Origin of the sequence: Micromonospora sp. II (genome assembly GCF_001709195.1) — a bacterium.
Taxonomy (GTDB): Bacteria; Actinomycetota; Actinomycetes; order Mycobacteriales; family Micromonosporaceae; genus Micromonospora; species Micromonospora chalcea.
Genome location: NZ_LYXF01000011.1, coordinates 1 through 16,814 on the forward strand (window position 1 = coordinate 1; position 16,814 = coordinate 16,814).

General features: G+C 71.5%; 16 protein-coding genes. 7 read left to right on the top strand and 9 right to left on the bottom strand.

Annotation, left to right across the window (positions count from 1 at the left end):
* Window positions 1-420 (top strand): transposase (locus A8711_RS06955; RefSeq protein WP_141707648.1); only part of this gene is annotated, 420 nt, incomplete at its 5' end.
* Here the strand turns inward: A8711_RS06955 and A8711_RS31355 are convergent.
* The 5 genes from A8711_RS31355 to A8711_RS06970 form a co-directional block, all read right to left on the bottom strand.
* Entirely contained in the window at window positions 421-687 is a 267-nt protein-coding gene (locus A8711_RS31355; RefSeq protein WP_233607658.1) for a hypothetical protein, read from the bottom strand.
* A 144-nt stretch (window positions 688-831) separates the two neighbouring features.
* A complete protein-coding gene (locus A8711_RS31940; RefSeq protein WP_124778726.1) occupies window positions 832-1,704 on the bottom strand; it encodes a hypothetical protein in 873 nt (290 codons plus the stop codon).
* Window positions 1,705-1,885: 181 nt separating this feature from the next.
* On the bottom strand, window positions 1,886-2,140 hold the full coding sequence (locus A8711_RS06960; protein ID WP_064446661.1) for a Smr/MutS family protein: 255 nt from the start codon (window positions 2,138-2,140) through the stop codon (window positions 1,886-1,888).
* A 59-nt stretch (window positions 2,141-2,199) separates the two neighbouring features.
* Window positions 2,200-2,562, bottom strand: coding sequence for a M48 family metallopeptidase (locus A8711_RS06965; RefSeq protein ID WP_018787684.1), 363 nt, complete (start codon window positions 2,560-2,562; stop codon window positions 2,200-2,202).
* An 88-nt stretch (window positions 2,563-2,650) separates the two neighbouring features.
* On the bottom strand, window positions 2,651-3,421 hold the full coding sequence (locus A8711_RS06970; RefSeq protein ID WP_069087764.1) for an ROK family protein: 771 nt from the start codon (window positions 3,419-3,421) through the stop codon (window positions 2,651-2,653).
* 85 nt (window positions 3,422-3,506) lie between these two features.
* Here A8711_RS06970 and A8711_RS06975 point away from each other — a divergent pair, with 85 nt between their 5' ends.
* The 3 genes from A8711_RS06975 (at window position 3,507) to A8711_RS06985 (ending at window position 6,746) form a co-directional block, all read left to right on the top strand.
* Window positions 3,507-5,144, top strand: a complete 1,638-nt coding sequence (locus A8711_RS06975) for an ABC-F family ATP-binding cassette domain-containing protein (protein WP_069087765.1) — start codon at window positions 3,507-3,509, stop codon at window positions 5,142-5,144.
* A 38-nt stretch (window positions 5,145-5,182) separates the two neighbouring features.
* The gene (locus A8711_RS06980) at window positions 5,183-5,500 is read left to right on the top strand and encodes a hypothetical protein (RefSeq protein WP_043328117.1); all 318 of its coding nucleotides are present in this window, start codon (window positions 5,183-5,185) and stop codon (window positions 5,498-5,500) included.
* 520 nt (window positions 5,501-6,020) lie between these two features.
* Complete coding sequence (locus A8711_RS06985) at window positions 6,021-6,746, top strand: BON domain-containing class I SAM-dependent methyltransferase (RefSeq protein ID WP_069087766.1); 726 nt, start codon at window positions 6,021-6,023, stop codon at window positions 6,744-6,746.
* Between the two features lie 179 nt (window positions 6,747-6,925).
* Here A8711_RS06985 and A8711_RS06990 read toward each other — a convergent pair whose 3' ends face one another.
* Both A8711_RS06990 and A8711_RS06995 read right to left on the bottom strand, forming a co-directional pair.
* A complete protein-coding gene (locus A8711_RS06990; protein ID WP_069087767.1) occupies window positions 6,926-7,930 on the bottom strand; it encodes a LacI family DNA-binding transcriptional regulator in 1,005 nt (334 codons plus the stop codon).
* A 156-nt stretch (window positions 7,931-8,086) separates the two neighbouring features.
* Window positions 8,087-9,580 carry an amino acid permease gene (locus A8711_RS06995; RefSeq protein WP_069087768.1) on the bottom strand — a complete coding sequence of 498 codons (1,494 nt, stop codon included), beginning with the start codon at window positions 9,578-9,580 and terminating at the stop codon, window positions 8,087-8,089.
* 273 nt (window positions 9,581-9,853) lie between these two features.
* Here A8711_RS06995 and A8711_RS07000 point away from each other — a divergent pair, with 273 nt between their 5' ends.
* Together A8711_RS07000 and A8711_RS07005 are read left to right on the top strand one after the other, a co-directional pair.
* Entirely contained in the window at window positions 9,854-11,518 is a 1,665-nt protein-coding gene (locus tag A8711_RS07000; RefSeq protein WP_069087769.1) for a glycoside hydrolase family 10 protein, read from the top strand.
* 160 nt (window positions 11,519-11,678) lie between these two features.
* Entirely contained in the window at window positions 11,679-12,221 is a 543-nt protein-coding gene (locus tag A8711_RS07005; RefSeq protein WP_069087770.1) for a phospholipase, read from the top strand.
* A 59-nt stretch (window positions 12,222-12,280) separates the two neighbouring features.
* On the opposite strand, the gene A8711_RS07010 is transcribed toward A8711_RS07005, so the two are convergent.
* Together A8711_RS07010 and A8711_RS31360 are read right to left on the bottom strand one after the other, a co-directional pair.
* A complete protein-coding gene (locus A8711_RS07010) occupies window positions 12,281-15,094 on the bottom strand; it encodes an adenylate/guanylate cyclase domain-containing protein (protein WP_069087771.1) in 2,814 nt (937 codons plus the stop codon).
* Between the two features lie 155 nt (window positions 15,095-15,249).
* Window positions 15,250-15,465 carry a zinc ribbon domain-containing protein gene (locus A8711_RS31360; protein ID WP_043328103.1) on the bottom strand — a complete coding sequence of 72 codons (216 nt, stop codon included), beginning with the start codon at window positions 15,463-15,465 and terminating at the stop codon, window positions 15,250-15,252.
* 37 nt (window positions 15,466-15,502) lie between these two features.
* On the opposite strand from A8711_RS31360, the gene A8711_RS07015 reads away from it, so the two are divergent.
* Window positions 15,503-16,789: a lytic transglycosylase domain-containing protein gene (locus A8711_RS07015; RefSeq protein ID WP_233607904.1), complete on the top strand. Its 1,287-nt coding sequence runs from the start codon at window positions 15,503-15,505 to the stop codon at window positions 16,787-16,789.
* Window positions 16,790-16,814 lie beyond the last annotated feature (25 nt).

The window sequence follows — 16,814 nt, forward strand, 5'->3', positions numbered from 1 at the left end:
ACCGACACCCTCGGCTTGCTGGTCACCGTGACCGTGCTCGCCGCGAGCTGGCAGGACCGCGACGGCGCCAAGAGTGCCCTGCTCGGCGCCTACATGCTCACCCCGATCCGGCACGTCTTCGCCGACCAGGGCTTCACCGGCCGCTTGATCGACTGGACCCGCGACACCCTGCGCACCACGCTGCAGATCGTCCGCAAACCCGCCGACCAGCGCGGCTTCGCCGTTCACCCACGCCGTTGGGTCGTGGAACGCACCCTGGCGTGGCTCACCGCCTGCCGCCGGCTCGCCCGCGACTACGAACGGCACCCCGCCGTCTCCGAAGCCCTCATCCGCTGGGCCGCCATCGCCGGCATGACCCGCCGCATCACCCGCGGCCAACCCGCACGCCGCCAAGCCCGCCGCACCTTCACCTGGACCTGATCAACCCGATCTCAAACACCCTCTTAGGTGGCATCCCAGAACCAGCCCGGTCGAGTTGTTGCGGCAGAACTCGACCACCCCACCACGCTTGCGGTTGATCGCACCGCAGTACACAGGCGCTTGGAAGAGGACGAAGATGATCAGTAAGCCGACGAGAACGGCGTAGATGCCCGGCCCGATCGCGTTGTTACCCAAGGATAGGAGGAGCAGCGCCAGAACCGCATAGCCCCAGTACTGCCACAATTTCGATCTTCCACGCGACGCCATGAGTGCGTACGGTACGGGCATGAGTGCGCAACGTGAAGGTCTCTAATCTGTCGACCTTCCGACCTAACCGCTTCGCCCAGTGTGGTCGGTTCCTGCACTTGACCGCCGGGCCACCTGCACCCCACCCGCAGACCAATCAGCCAGCTACTTAGAGAGACCGATGATGCTGACCACCGTGCCAACCAACGAGACGACCAGCGCCACCAAAGCAATTAAGACGCCATTGAACTGATGGTCGCCATGCCTAAACGCGAGCCAGCCATCCTTGAGCGAAGCCTTGACTTCTGTGCGTAATTCGCGAAGGCGAATTGCTATAACCCGCGAGGGAGAGGGGACGTTGATAATCAACTGCGGACGAACTATAGAAACGAAAGCGGGCCTGACTCGCAGGCTACTGGCGCGGACGAAGCGCGCGACAGTGGGAGCAGAAACGGTGTATGCCAGCCAGCCGACTGCCGCGACAACTAGTAGCAGCGCGAAGGGTCCGAGGCTAGACAAGCGTCCGGGCGCGATAGCCCAAGGCACTACCGCGAGGGGGGAAAGGACTGGTGCCCAGGTCAGGCACAGTAGATAAAATTCCCGCTGACCCGCGTTCATCAGCCTTGCTGAAACAATCGTTCTCACAATTTCTTCGAACCAAGCAGGCACTTCGCTTCCGGGCCCCTCGAAACTCAGCATCAAGTCTCGGCGCAGGTCGCGATCCTTGCCTAGCGTAAGAACAAACGTGCCCTCGGACGACAAGAAGCGGACCTCCATGATATAGAGTTTCCCGCGCGGTGCCCGAGCGGCAAAATCCGCTATGGATTTCGCCTCGAATGTGCGAACGACTTTGATCGAAGGGCTCTGTGCAGAGAAATTCGAAGCGGTCACCGAGTACATCTCGCGGCTGGACCACGTTATCGTTACTCGCTGCACCTCGCCTATCAAATCCTTGATTAATTCAAGGTCCGCCAGACTCAGCCGAGCCGACTGCATTTTCGCGATCGCATGGGTCGCGACTCGCTCCTGTTGCTCCACGATCCACATAGTACTTTCGATGGACACGTCATGGCGAAGCGCTCGTGGTCCGCAACGTCCCGACAGCTCGCTGGCGCATCTACGCCACTTCCCGGAGGCCGCAGAGGGCCTGGAAACGGCATGATCTTGCTTCCGGCCCCCACTGGACGACCCGAGGCGCAGGTCAGGGGGCATGCGGCCTCTACTTCCAGCGGAAGTGCACGAACAGCCGGCCGAAGTTCTTCGAGTCCTTTTCGACCCGGTGGTAGAGCTGCTTCACGTCCTTCTGGTCGAGGAACCGCAGCACCTTCTTCTTCAGCGCGCCCGACCCCTTACCCGGGATGATCTCCACGAGCGTGGCCTTCTTCGCCACCGCCTCGTCGATGATCCCGCGCAGTGCACGATCGATGTCGTGGCCCTTGTTGTAGATGTCGTGGAGGTCGAGCTTGAGCTTCACGGTCCCATCCTAGGTACGCGGAAGGGCAGCCCGGGCGGGCTGCCCTTCCGCGTGATCAGTCAACGGCCGACCTTGCCCTCCACCCGGCGCAGCGCGGTGGCGTAGTCGGTGTTCGTCGAGTACATCGCGGCCGCGATGCGCAGGTGCCGCAGCGCGTCCACGGGCCGGTTCATCCGCTCCAGCGTGCGGCCGAGCACGTGGTGCGCGTAGTGGTCGCTCGGGTCCCGGTCGACCAGCTCGCGCAACTGCTCCTCGGCCCGGTTGAGCTGGGCCGACTGGAAGTAGGCGCGGGCCAGCAGCTGCCGGACCGACGAGTTGTCCGGCTCGGCCTCGATGATCGGTTCGAGCAGCCGGGCCGCTCCGGTCGGGTCACCCGCTTCGAAGAACATGGTCGCCCGCCGGTACTCCGCCAGAAGATCCACTCGACCCACCTCCTCGTGTCGCGCCAGGCCTTGGTCCGACGCTGGCACAACACCGGCGCGAGCGCGAGTGTTCCTGCGGGGCGAAAGATCAGGTTGTGGGGTCGTACCGGCCGCCGACCAGGTCCCAGGCCCGGACACCGCCCACGATTCCGGCGGTGTTCGGGACGATCACCACGTCGTCGCCCATCCGGGCCACCTGCTCGGGCCGGATCAGCCGGGAGTTGCCGCCGCCGAGGTACAGCCGGTCCCAGCGGAACACCGGCCGCAGGCCGTCCACCACCTGCCGGATCCGCCGGGACCAGAACGCGTCGCCGAGGCGCCGCCGTTCCGGCTCCCCCACGTACGTGTCATAGGTGGTGTTCCACCGCACCGGCGCGTGCGACAGCTCCAGGTGCGGCGCCAGCACCCCGCCGTCGAAGAGCGCGCTGCCGAGCCCGGTACCGAGCGTCAGCACCAGCTCGCAGCCGGTCCCGGCGACCACGCCCGCGCCGTGCACCTCGGCGTCGTTCAACACCAGCGCCGGCACGCCGAAGGCCTCGGCCAGCGCGGTGCGCGCGTCGTACCCGGACCACTCGGCCAGCAGGTCCGGGTCGACGCGGCTGCGCGGCCCGGACCGGGTCACGTAGTGCGGCGTGGCCACCACGACGCCGTGCCGGATCATGCCGGGCATGCCGACGGTGAGCCGGTCCGCCGTGGGCAGGCGGGCGCCGAGATCCAGCAGCGTCTTGACGAACAAGGCAGGCGGCAGCGGGTACGGCGTGGGCACGCGCAGCGGGCGCGCGCGCATGGTCCCGGCGGCATCCAGCACGGAGGCCTTGATCCCGCCGCCACCGCAGTCGATCGCCAGTGTGGTCACCACGGCTGTGAGTCTCCCTCAGATCGGTGCCGCCGCAAGCGTGGGTCGCGGTAATCCGGATGCGCGCGCCGGTAGGCTCGGTGCCCTGATGAGCGCCACGTTGATCGCCAAGGACCTCACCGCCGGCCACGGTGACCGCCTCCTCTTCGAAGACCTCGACCTGGTCGTCGCGCCCGGCGACGTGGTGGGGCTGGTCGGGGTCAACGGCGCGGGGAAGTCCACGCTGCTGCGTACCCTCGCCGGGCTGGTCCCACGCGAGCAGGGCACGGTCTCGCTCAGCCCGCCCACGGCGACGGTCGGCTACCTGCCGCAGGAGCCAGAGCGCCGGCCCGGCGAGACGGTCCGCGAGTTCCTGGCCCGGCGCACCGGGGTCAGCGCCGCGCAGGCCGCGCTCGACGCCGCCACCGAGGCGCTCACCGCCGGGGCGGCGGGCGCCGACGACGCGTACGCGAATGCTCTGGAACGCTGGCTCGACCTCGGCGGCGCGGATCTGGACGAGCGGGCCGCGCAGGTGGCCGCGGAGCTGGGTCTGGACGTCGGCCTCGACCATCCGATGACCGGCCTGTCCGGCGGGCAGGCCGCCCGCGCCGGGCTCGCGTCGCTGCTGCTCAGCAGGTACGACGTCTTCCTGCTCGACGAGCCCACGAACGACCTCGACCTGGCCGGGCTGGACCGGCTGGAACGCTTCGTCACCGGGCTGCGCGCCGGGACCGTGGTGGTCAGCCACGACCGCGAGTTCCTCACCCGCACCGTCACCCGGATCGTCGAGCTGGACCTGCATCAGCGGCAGGTCAACCACTTCGGCGGTGGCTACGCGGCCTATCTGGAGGAGCGGGAGGTGGCGCGCCGGCACGCCCGCGAGGAGTACGAGGAGTACGCCGACACGAAGGCCGGCCTGGAGGCGCGCGCCCGCACCCAGCGGGCGTGGATGGAAAAGGGCGTCAAGAACGCCCGCCGCAAGGCCACCGACAACGACAAGATCGGCCGCAAGTTCCGCACCGAGTCGACCGAGAAGCAGGCCGCGAAGGCCAAGCAGACCGCCCGGCTGATCGAGCGGCTGGAGGTGGTCGAGGAGCCGCGCAAGGAGTGGGAGTTGCGGATGGAGATCGCCGCCGCGCCCCGCGCCGGCGCCGTCGTGGCCTCGCTGCGAGGAGCAGTGGTACGCCGTGGCGGCTTCACGCTCGGCCCGGTGGACCTGCAGATCGACTGGGCCGACCGGGTGGCGATCACCGGGGCGAACGGCTCCGGCAAGAGCACCCTGCTCGCCGCGCTGCTCGGCCGGCTGCCACTGGACGAGGGACACGCCGCGCTCGGCCCCGGCGTGGTGGTCGGCGAGGTCGACCAGGCCCGGGGACTCTTCCTCGGCGACCAGCCGCTGCTCGACGCGTTCGGTGCCGCCGTACCCGATCTCGCCCCGGCGGACGTGCGGACGCTGCTGGCGAAGTTCGGGCTGCGCGCCGACCACGTGCTGCGGCCGGCGGCGACGCTGTCCCCCGGCGAGCGGACCCGGGCCGCGCTGGCGCTGCTGCAGGGGCGCGGCGTGAACCTGCTGGTGCTCGACGAGCCGACCAACCACCTCGACCTGGCCGCGATCGAGCAGCTCGAATCGGCGCTGGCGAGCTACCCGGGCACGCTGCTGCTGGTGACCCACGACCGGCGGATGCTCGACGCGGTGAGCGTCAACCGGCGGCTGCGCGTGGCGGACGGACGGATCGCCGAACACTGATCCATGCCGAGTCGGCCGGGCGGGTCCACAATGAGCGCATGCTCAAGTGGGAGTACGCGCTGCTGGTCCGTCGTCGTCAACCCGCGTCGACCGACCTCGGGTTCGAGGTCGTCTTCATCTGGTACGGCCCGGACGGCTCCATGATCGACGTGACACCGTACGGCGACACCGCGCTGGCCCACCTGAACCGGGCCGGTGACCAGGGCTGGGAACTGGTCGCGATGAGCGAGGACCCGTCGCTGCCCGGCAACAACGAGCTGCACCGCTACCACCTCAAGCGCCCGAAGGCAGCGGCGGCCCAGCCGCGCCAGCGGATGCGCAGCTCCCGCACCATCCGCCGAACCCTCTCCCCCTGACCCCCTCCCGCCCTCAGCGCGTCGATCTTGCAGTTGCGGCCCCTCGTCTGCCCCTTTTGCGAGCTTGGCCCGGGCCACAACTCCATGATCGACAGCGCCCGCCCCCAAGCCGCCCGTCGGAGCGTGCACCCCCGCCCCGAAACCGGCGGTGATCAAGGAGTTCGTGTGGACGTCGCCCTCGAAAAAGGACACAAACTCCTTGATCAACGGGGTGGGGGGTGGCCTCTCGCGATCGAGGAGTTCGGGTCCATCCACGCCGACGCCAGCACGAACTCCTTGATCCCCGAGTCGCGGGAGATCTTGGAAGGAAAGTGCCCCCATGACCGCCGAAATCTTCCAAGATCTCGGGCGCGCCCCGGTGATCAAGGAGTTTGTGTCCTCGCGGGCGTCTTCTGGTGACACAAACTCCTTGATCAACGGGGTGGGGCGGGGCGGACGGCGGGAAGGGGTGGAGGAGGACGGCGGACGGGTCGGGGCATATTGGGGTGAAATGGGGGTAACGGGCCGCCGGAGGTGGCGCATGGTGGCGATGGGGCAGACCGCGCTCTCGGGTGAGCGACTCCGGCAGACCGACGAGTTTCTCGCCGAGGCGTGGGCCGACCTGGTCCGGCACGACGAGCGGCTACGCGGGACGACCGTCGAGGTGCGCTTCGACCGGGGGGTGGCGCACCTGACCGGCGCGGTCGCCGACCCGGCGCAGTTGCGGCTGGTACGGGAGTTGATCGGCCGGCTGTCGGGCGTACTCGGGGTCTGGTGCCGGGTCGCCGTGGGCGGGCGGGCGCCGGTGGTGGTCGACCTGGGCTGCGGTGCGACCAAGCAGTGGCCGGGCAACCTGGGGCTGGACATCTATCCGGCGCCGGGGGTGAACGCGGTCGCCAATCTCGCCGGCTCGCTGCCGCTGCGCGACGCCTCGGTGGACGTGTTCTTCGCGGTGCACATCGTCGAGCACCTGATCGACTTCCTGCCGCTGTTCGWCGAGTGCCACCGGGTGCTGCGGCCCGGCGGTGTGCTCCACGTGATGAGCCCCTGGTGGCGGCACGTCAACGCGGTGGCCGACCCGACCCACGTACGCCTGCTGGACGTGCAGACGTTCAAGGGCATCTGCGGTCAGCGCCCGCCGGGTACGCCGCGCTGGTATCCGCTGCACGTCGGCTGCGACGGCGCGTCGGTCTTCGCCGACCTCACTCCCCTGCCCCCGGACGCGCCGCCCCCACCCGCATCCCACCTGGCCCGCTTCTTCGACTGACCCCGGCCGAGCCGGGCCCACCCCGGACCCACCCGGACCCGGACCCACCCCGGACCCGGACCCACCCCGTCGATCATGAAGTTGGCGGCACTCAAGGAGATCGACATCGCCGCCAACTTCATGATCGACGCGGCTGGGACGCGGCTGAGACGCGGCTGGGACGCGGCTGAGACGCGGGGCTAGAGGGGGGCGGACTCTCGCAGGGCTAGGTGGTGAGGGGTTACCAGCTCGCGGGGTGGGGAGTCGCGGTCGGGGCCGAGACGTCCGGCCAGGAGCTCGACCGCCAGGCGGGCGATGCGTTCCTTGTCGGGGGCGACTGTGGTCAGCGTCGGGATCGAGAAGCGGCCGTCCTCGATGTCGTCGAAGCCGGCCACCGCGACGTCCTCGGGCACGCGCAGGCCCGCCTCGTGCAGGGCGCGCAGCGCGCCGAGCGCGAGCGTGTCGTTGAAGCAGAAGACGGCGTCGGGGCGTACCCCGGTGGCGAGCAGGTGCCGCATGGCGGCGGCGCCGTCCGCGCGGTGCCAGGCCGGCGCGGGCGCCACCAGGCGGTCGTCGTACGTGATGCCGGCCCCGGCCAGCGCGGCGGTGTAGCCGGCCAGGCGGAGCCGGGCGCTGGCGCCCTCGGGGGTGCGCTGGGAGCCGATCGCGGCGATCCGGCGGCGGCCGAGCCCGATCAGGTGGGCGGTGATCTCCCGGGCGGCGGCCACGTTGTCGATCATGATGTGGTCGGCGGGGCCGTTGTCGACCCGTTCGCCGAGCAGCACCACGGGCAGACCGTGCAGGGCGGCGAGGTCGTCGGAGGTGAGCGCGAGCGGGCTCAGGATCAGGCCGTCGATCATGTGGTCGCCGATGCCGCTGGCGGCCTTGCGCTCCTGCTCGGAGCCGCCGCCGGTCTGGTGGATGAGCACCGTCCAGTCGTGCTCGGCGGCGGCGGTGACGACGTGCCGGGCCAGCTCGGCGAAGTAGGGGATGTCGAGCTCGGGCACGGCCAGGGCGATCACCCCGGTACGTCCTTTGCGCAGGTTGCGGGCCGACAGGTTGGGCCGGTAGTTGAGCGCGGCGATGGCCTCCTCGACCCGGGCCCGGGTGTCGGCGCGTACGTGCTGGTAGCCGTTGACGACGTTGGAAACGGTCTTCACCGACACTCCGGCCCGCTCCGCGACGTCCTTGAGCCTGTGCCGCACTGAACTGCCCTCCCGGTGAACGCTGGCCGCACTGTACCGCCTCACGACGACGTGACGACCTCTTCACACGGAGAGTTACAACGTTGCAGAAATTCACGGTCGATCAGGGCGGAGCCCTCCCGACCCGCGCGTCGGGAGGGCTCCGCGGTGCCCGCCTCAGGGGGTGGGGGCGGGCTCGGGGGTGTCCGAGTGCTCGCGCCGGGCGAGCCGGTTCTTGCGGTGGCCGTACCCGAAGTAGATGACCGCGCCGATCAGCATCCAGGCGAGGAACCGCAGCCAGGTCTCCACCGACAGGTTCAGGCTCAGGTAGAGGCACGCCACGGCGGTGAGGATCGGCAGCACCGGCGAGAACGGCACCTTGAACGGCCGCTCCAGGTCGGGCCGGCGCTTGCGCAGGATCGGCACCGCGATCGCGACCAGCGTGAACGCGCAGAGCGCGCCGATGCTGACCAGGTCGGCCAGCGCCGACAGCGGAAGGAAACCGGCGAGCAGCGCCACCGCGGCGGTCATGATCCCGGCGATCCGGTACGGGGTACCCCAGCGCGGGTGCACCTTGGCGATGGCGGGCGGGATGAGCCCGTCCCGGGCGATGGCGAAGCCGATCCGGCCCATGGCCACCAGGTCGACCAGGATCACGCTGGTGAGCCCGGCGACGGCGGCGATGGAGACGAGCACCGCGGCCCAGCCGGCGCCGACCGCCCGGAACGCGGACGCGATCGGCGCGCCCTCGTCGATCTCGGTGTACTTGACCATGCCGACCACGACCAGCGAGACGCCGATGTAGAGCACAGTGGAGATGAGCAGCGTGCCGAGCAGACCGAGCGGCAGGTCCCGCTTGGGCTTGCGGGTCTCCTCACCCAGGTTCGCCACGGCCTCGAACCCGGTGTACGCGAAGAACACCACTGCGGCGGCGGTGAGCACCCCGACGAAACCGAAGACGGAGGGCTCCAGCCCGAAGATGACCTGGGTGACCGGCTGCTTGATGCCGTCGTCCCCGGCGCCGGCCGGCTCGGCGGCCGGGATGAACGGGCTGAGGTTGGCCGCCTTGACGAAGAACAGCCCGGCGATGATCACGAAGGCGCAGATCGCCACCTTGACCAGCACCAGCAGGTTGGTGACCCGGGCGGACTCCCGGATGCCGACGATGGCGACCACGCCGAGCACCAGCACGATGCCGATCGCGCCGAGGTTGACGACGCTGCCCTCCTCGGCGAACCAGGCGCTGGGCAGGCCGAACAGGTCGGCGAGGTAGCCGGACCAGCCGCGGGCCACCACCGCCGCGCCGAGCGCGAACTCCAGCAGCAGGTCCCAGCCGATGATCCAGGCGACGATCTCGCCCATCGTCGCGTACGCGTAGGTGTAGGCGCTGCCGGCGGTCGGCACGCTGCTGGCCAGTTCGGCGTAGCAGAGCGCGGCGAGCAGCGCGACCAGGCCGGCGATGCCGAACGAGATCACCACGCCCGGCCCGGCGCTGTTGCGCGCCTCGACACCGGTGAGCGTGAAGATGCCGGTGCCGATCACGATGCCGATGCCGAAGCCCATCAGGTCGACCGCGCCGAGCCGGCGCCGCAGTCCCGGCTTGCCGTCCTCGCCGTCGGCGTCGCCCTGGGCGAGCACGTCCCCGATCGGCTTGGTTCGCAGGACCGACATCTGATCACCTCCCCCGCCGTGTGGCCGCCACGGTGGCGGTCTGTGACCGGGCTAGCTACCCAGCCGTTTTCCGCTCCAATCCCGCACGGCAGGTATCGGAATCGTCACGATCCGGCCGAGGTCGGACGGCGCGGGACATCGATCACCGGTCAAGGTCTTGCGCCGGGCACGGATAGATGAAAGTTTCCTACCGGAGGCGTGGGCAGTGCGGCGAATCTTGCCGCAACCCCGCCGCCGACCGTCCCCCCGGACCCGACGAAGGGACCGCACCGCATGAAGGCAACTCGGCTCGGAGCCGCCGCGCTGGCCGCGGCGCTGCTCAGCGCGCTGGTCGCCGGCACGCCGGCGCAGGCCGCACCCGACGACACCAGCACCGCCACTTCCCCCTCCACCGACTGCGTCACCGACCCGGCCACCCCCAAGCGCCAGTTCCGGGCCATGTGGATCGCCTCGGTGACGAACATCGACTGGCCCACAAAGGACTCCTGGACCGCGCCGGACCAGGTGGCCAAGCAGAAGGCCGAATACCTGGCCTGGCTCGACCTGGCCCAGAAGCTCAACCACAACGCCGTGGTGGTCCAGGTCCGCCCGACCGCCGACGCGTTCTGGCCCTCGCCGTACGAGCCGTGGTCGGAGTACCTGACCGGAGTACGCGGCAAGAACCCCGGCTGGGACCCGCTGGCCTTCCTGGTCGACGAGTCGCACAAGCGGAACCTGGAGTTCCACGCCTGGTTCAACCCGTACCGCGTCTCCATGCCCGCGCCCGGCGGCGCCGGCGCCGACGTGTCGCAACTGGCCCCGGACAGCCCGGCCCGCCAGCACCCCGACTGGGTCTTCGCCTACCCGCCCGCCGGCGTCGCCGGCAGCCGGCTCTACTACAACCCCGGGGTCCCCGAGGTCCGCGAGTTCGTCCAGACTGCGATGATGGACGCGGTCAAGCGGTACGACATCGACGGCGTGCACTTCGACGACTACTTCTACCCGTACCCGAGCGGCACCTACCCGGTGCCCGACGACGCCACGTTCGCGGCGTACAACAGGGGCTTCACGGACAAGGCCGACTGGCGGCGGGACAACATCAACCTGCTGATCCAGGAGATGAACGCCAAGATCAAGGCGGTCAAGCCGTGGGTGAAGTTCGGCGTCAGCCCGTTCGGCATCTGGCGCAACGCGTCGGCCGACCCGAACGGCTCGGACACCACCGGCTCGCAGTCGTACGACATCATCTCCGCCGACTCCCGCAAGTGGGTGAAGGAGGAGTGGATCGACTACATCGTGCCGCAGCTCTACTGGTACATCGGCCAGTACCCGGCCGCGGACTACGCCCGGCTCGTGCCGTGGTGGGCCGAGCAGGTGCGCGGCACGCGGGTCCAGCTCTACATCGGCCAGGCCGACTACAAGAGCGGTGACCCGGCGTACGGGTCGTTCTGGATGAACCCGCAGGAGCTGTCGAACCACCTGACGCTCAACCGGTCGTACCCGGAGGTGCTCGGCAACGTGCACTTCTCCGCGGTGCAGGTACGGGCGAACCGGCTCGGCGCCACCGACATCTACGCCGCCGAGCACTACTCCCGCCCCGCGCTGGTGCCCACCATGACGCACCTGCCGCGCAAGCCGCTGCTGTTCCCGGTGGTCACCAAGGCCCAGCGGGAGGCGGGCGGGGTACGCCTGAGCTGGCGTCAGCCGGCCGACGGCAAGGGCCCGCTCGGCACCGCCACGTCGTACGCGATCTACCGGTTCGACGGGCACGGCCTGGCCGGGCGCTGCGACTTCGCCGACGCCTCGCACCTGGTCGGCACCGTGCGGGCCACCGACGGCGCCGTGCAGTCCTGGGTGGACACCACGGCGGCCGACGGCGCCCGGTACACCTACTACGTGACCGCGCTGGACCGGCTGGCGAACGAGAGCCCGGCGAGCCCGCCGCGCTTCGTCCGCTGATTCACCCCGAATGCCCCCGGGCCGCCTCGCCGGTCCGGGGGCATTCGTCTGTTCAGGCGGATGTCAGCGAGCCGTTCCCCGGGGCATCGCCCCAGCTCACCCCTTTGATCGACACTTGTCGACACCCGGAGATCCCGGCCACCACCACGCGGAGGTTCCCGTGTCCCGTCGCCTCGCCACCACCCTCGCCGCCGGCGCACTCGCCCTGCTCACACTGCTCGGTCTGGCCACACCGGCCGCCGCCGCGGTGAGCACCCAGCAGAAGCTGTCCGTCCTGACCAGCTGGACGCAGACCAGCGCGTCCAGCTACAACGCCTGGAACAGCGCCCGGCAGAACCGGTCCCCCTGGACCGAGTACGGCTTCGACTGGTCCACCGACTACTGCTCGTCCAGCCCGGACAACCCGATCGGCTTCAACTTCAAGCTCTCCTGCTACCGGCACGACTTCGGCTACCGCAACCACAAGGCGATGGGCGTCTTCTCCGCCAACAAGGCCCGTCTGGACAACGCCTTCTACGCCGACCTGAAGCGGGTCTGCACCACGTACAACACGGTGGTCCGGCCCGCCTGCTACAGCCTCGCCTGGACGTACTACCAGGCGGTGAGCGTCTTCGGTTCGGTCGCCGCCGTGTCCCCGGCCGACCTCGACCGCGCCGCCCGGATGAAGGCCGACGCCGAACGCCACGCCGCCGCCCGCGCCTGACGCACCACGCGGGGAGTCCGCCGCACGGCGGGCTCCCCGCCGCACCCGGGCTCGCCGCCTCAGCCCGCCGTGCTGCGCGGCTGGAACGCCGGCCAGGAGCCCTGCGCGGGAACGCCGAACCGGGGTGAGTCGGCGGCCAGGTCCGGGTGCTCGACGTGCAGCGCCAGCGCCGCCACCTCGTCCAGCCGCAGCCCCGCCCCGGCGCCGTAGGCGGCGTCGAACGCCTCGTCGCCGAGCACCCGGCGCAGCTCCGCCTGCCGGGCCGCCCAGTACGGGCCGTATATCCCCGGCGTGGCCCGCAGGTTCGACCGGGTGGCCTGCGCCGCGCCGAACAGCCGGGCCGCGGAGAGCGCGTCCCCGGCCAGCGCGCAGCGCACCGCTATCGCGTTGATCGTGTCGCAGGCCCGGCCCAGGTAGCCGTGGCTCATCCGCGACCGCAACGCCACCAGCAGGTGCTCGTGCGCCGCCACCAGGTCACCCCGGGCCAGCGCCACCATCCCGAGCAGCATGTCCACCGAACGGCCGCCTCGCTCCGCCGGCCGCGACGCCTCGACCGGGCGGGCCGCGGCGAGCACCTCGGCGGCCTCGTCCAGCGCGCCCCGGCGCCAGAGCAGCTCGGCCAGGTTGTAGACGGCGAGCAGCGCGTCCCCGACCACGTCCTGCGCGTACGCCCAGTCGATCACCTCGCGGCAGACCCGCTCCGCCTCGGCGAACTGGCCCATGTCGACGAGCGGCGCGGCGCGCCCGGCCAGCACCCGGGCCAGCAGCCCCCGGTCACCGGACTGCCGGGCGGCCGCCTCGGCCCGCTGCGAGTACCGCAGTTCCTCGCCGAACTCGCCGTCCGCGCCCGCGTGCAGCGAATGCATGTGGTACGCGGCGGCCAGCTCGGCCTCCGGCATCACCTCGCCGGTCTCGGCGAGCCGGCCGTAGAGCCGGAACAGCCAGAGCCGCCCCTCCCGGGCCAGCCCGCGTTCCCGCCACCACTGGTCCAGGTCGCCGGCCAGGCGCAGCCCCGCCCGGGCGCTACCGCCGGTCGCGCACCAGCGCAGCGCGGCCCGCAACTCACCGGCCAGCGGATCCAGCGCGTACAGGGAGAGCGTCACCGGACGGCCGTCCGGCCCGAGGCACGCCCGGTCCAGCGCGTGCCGGCACCAGTCCACGTGCCGGTCCCGGGCGCTCTGCTCCTCGCCCGCCTCGACCAGCCGCCGGGCCGCGTACGCCCGGATCGGGTCGAGCATCCGGTACGTGCTGCCCGAGGCGTGCGGCTCGGCCAGCACCATCGACTTGTCCACGAGCACCGAGAGCGGGTCGAGCGGGTCCTCGCCGAGCAGCCACTGCACGGTGGGCAGGTCCACCGGTCCGGCGAACACCGCCATCCAGCGCAGCAGCCGGGCCGAACGCGCGCCGAGCGTCCGGTACGACCAGGTGACGGTCGCCTGGATGGTCAGGTGCCGCTCACTGGCCGAGCGCTGCACCGCGCGGGTCGCCGGCGTGGGCGGTGCGGCGCCGGTCGCCGCGGCCACCAGGTCCACGGTGTCCTGCTGGTTGCCGCTCCAGCCCGCCTCCACCGGCGGCGGCTCCGCCGTCTCCCGTCCCGCGTCGAGCGTGCCCAGCATGTCGTCCAGCCGCTCCGCCAGCTGCCCGGCGGAGAGCACCCGCAGCCGGGCGGCGGCCAGCTCTATGGCCAGCGGCAGCCCGTCCAGGCGGCGGACCACCCGGTGCAGGTCGGCCTGCTCGGCCGCCTCCGGCGCCCGCCCGCCCCGGGCCACCGCCGTGCGGTCCAGCAGCAACGCCACCGCGTCACTGCCACCGTCGGGCCCCTCGTCCACCGACAGCGGCGGGATCCGCCACACCACCTCACCGGGTACGCCGAACGACTCCCGGCTGGTCGCCAGCACCCGTACGCCCCGGCCACCGGCCAGCAGCCGGCTGATCACCTCGGCCGACGCCGCGGTCTGGGCGTCGCAGGTGTCCAGCAGCACGAGCATCCGGCGCGGCGCCGCGTACTCGACGAGGGTGTCGAGCATCGGCCGGCCGGGCTCCGGGCGGAGGCCGAGCACGGCGGCGATCTCGAACGCCACGAGCCCCGGGTCGGTCACCGCGGCGATGTCGACGAACCAGACCCCGTCCGGGTAGTCCTCCACGATCCCGGAGGCCAGCTCCACGGCCAGCCGGGTCTTGCCGGCGCCGCCCGCGCCGAGCACCGTCACCAGGCGGTACGCCTCGACCAGCCGGCCCAGCTCGGCGCGCTCGGCCTGCCGGCCGACGAACGAGGTGACCTGGGTGGGCAGGTTGTGAGCCGCCGCGTCGGCGGTACGCGGGCGCGGGAAACGCCGCTCCAGACCGGGCGCGACGAGCTGGAACAGCCGCTCCCGGTCGTCGAAGCCACGCAGCCGGTGCAGGCCGAGGTCCAGCAGGGACACACCGTCCGGCAGCGGTTCGGCGTGCTTGGCGGTGGCGGCCGAGCAGAGCACCTGCCCGCCGTGCGCGGCGGCGGCCACCCGGGCGGCCCGGTGCACCTCGGGGCTGGCGTACTCGCCGTCGCGCGGCTCGGCGTAGCCGGTGTGCAGTCCCATCCGGACCCGGGGCGTGGCGTCCGGGTTGGGCCAGTCGTGACCGGCGAGCGCGCGCTGCGCGGTCAGGCAGGCATGCACCGCGGCGGCGGCGTCCGGGAACGCGAGGAAGAACGAGTCGCCCTCGGTCAGCAGCTCGGCCCCGTCGGTGCCGGCGAGGGTGTCCCGCAGCAGCCGGCGATGCTCGTGCAGCACCGGCCGGTAGACCGGGCCCAGCATCCGGGCCAGCCGGGTCGAACCTTCGATGTCGGTGAACACGAAGGTCACCCACCCGCTCGGGAGGTGGTGTTCTGGCGACATACGTCGAACCTCCGCCCGCTGACGTCGGATCCATGCTGCCCTATGATCGCGCCGTCACGCATCGTGAGAACGGTTGGGCGGATTCCGACCCAAGGTGCCAAAAGATCACACGGGCGGCAAGAGCCGGTTCGACCCGCGGGACGAGCGGCGGAAACTCAGCAGCCGCAGGAGCCGCCGCAGCAACCTCCACCGCTGGGAATCCCACCAGTCGGGCCGGAACCACCACGCCCGGTGACGGCGACAGCGGAGAGCAGCTTCACCGTGTCGGCGTGACCCCGCGGGCAGGTGGCCGGCTGGGCGGCCTCGGCCATCGGGCGGTTGACCTCGAAGGTGTCGCCGCAGGCGCGGCAACGGAACTCGTACCGGGGCATGACATCAGCGTACGGCGGACCTGACGCCGTCACACGGATGGGTGATACTCGACGGGTGGTGGACGGCGAACGGCGAGCGACGGCCCGGCCCCTGCGACCCGCCGTGCCGCCCGACGGCGACGCCCGGCCCGTCCCGCGTCCCCGCCGCGAGCGCGACCCCATTCCCCCGAAGCCGCCCGCCGGCCCGGCCCGCGACCCGGACGCCACGGCTGGCGAGCCGAGCACGGACCCGGACCCGGGCGCGAATCCGCAGCCCGAGCCGGACGCGAAGCAGGGGCGCACGCCCGCCGCCGGAGCCGACACGGACACCAAGGCTGACGCGGGCGCCCCGTCCGGCGAGAAGCCGGAGGCGAAGGCCGAGGCGGCGGACGACGCGCAGCCGGCCGGCGGGCGACGTCGGCGCGTGCCGTTCGCGCACGCCGTCCGCACCCGCCCGCGGCAGCTCGCCGTCGGCGCGGCCAACGCCACCCGCGCCTGGTCCCGCCGCCCCGCCGGGCGGACCACGCTGCCGGCGCTGTTCCTGCTCGCCCTGGTCGGCGCCGCCACCACGGCCGGCGCGGTGATCGTGCCGGCCGCCGTCGGCAGGCCGGCGTCGGTCGACGAGGCCCTGCCGGAGCCGACCGTGGCGCGGACCGCCGCGCCCGCCGCGACGCCCCTGTTCCCGGACCCGTCCGGGCTGTCCGGCACCGCCGCGCCGACCGGAACGCCGCTGCCCGGCGGCGTGACTGTCGCACCGCCCACCGGTCGTCCCGCCGACGCCCTCGCCGACTGGGCGAGGCGGGTCAGCGCGGTCACCGCCATCCCGGTGGTGGCGCTCCAGGCGTACGCCTACGCCGAGCTGGTGCTCGCCCAGACCAACCGTGCCTGCCAGCTGAGCTGGACCACGCTCGCCGCCATCGGGCACGTCGAGTCCGGGCACGGCTCGGCCAACGGCGCCACGCTCGGGCCCGACGGCCGGGCCCTGCCGGAGATCAAGGGGCAGCCGCTCGACGGGCAGGGCGGCCGGTCCCGGATCCTCGACACCGACCAGGGGCAGCTCGACGGCGACCGCGTCTACGACCGGGCGCTCGGGCCGATGCAGTTCATCCCGACCACCTGGCAGGAGATCGGCGCCGACGCGGACAACGACGGCGTGAAGAACCCCCACGACATCGACGACGCGGCGCTGGCCGCCGGCCAGTATCTGTGCAAGGGCGGCCGGAACATGACCATCCCGGGTGACTGGTGGGGGGCCATCCTCTCGTACAACGATGTGCGCCGGTACGCCCAGGCGGTCTTCGACAAGGCCGACGAGTACGGCAGGCTCAGCCGCAACGTGAGGTGACCGCTCGCGTACATTCGCGGACTGA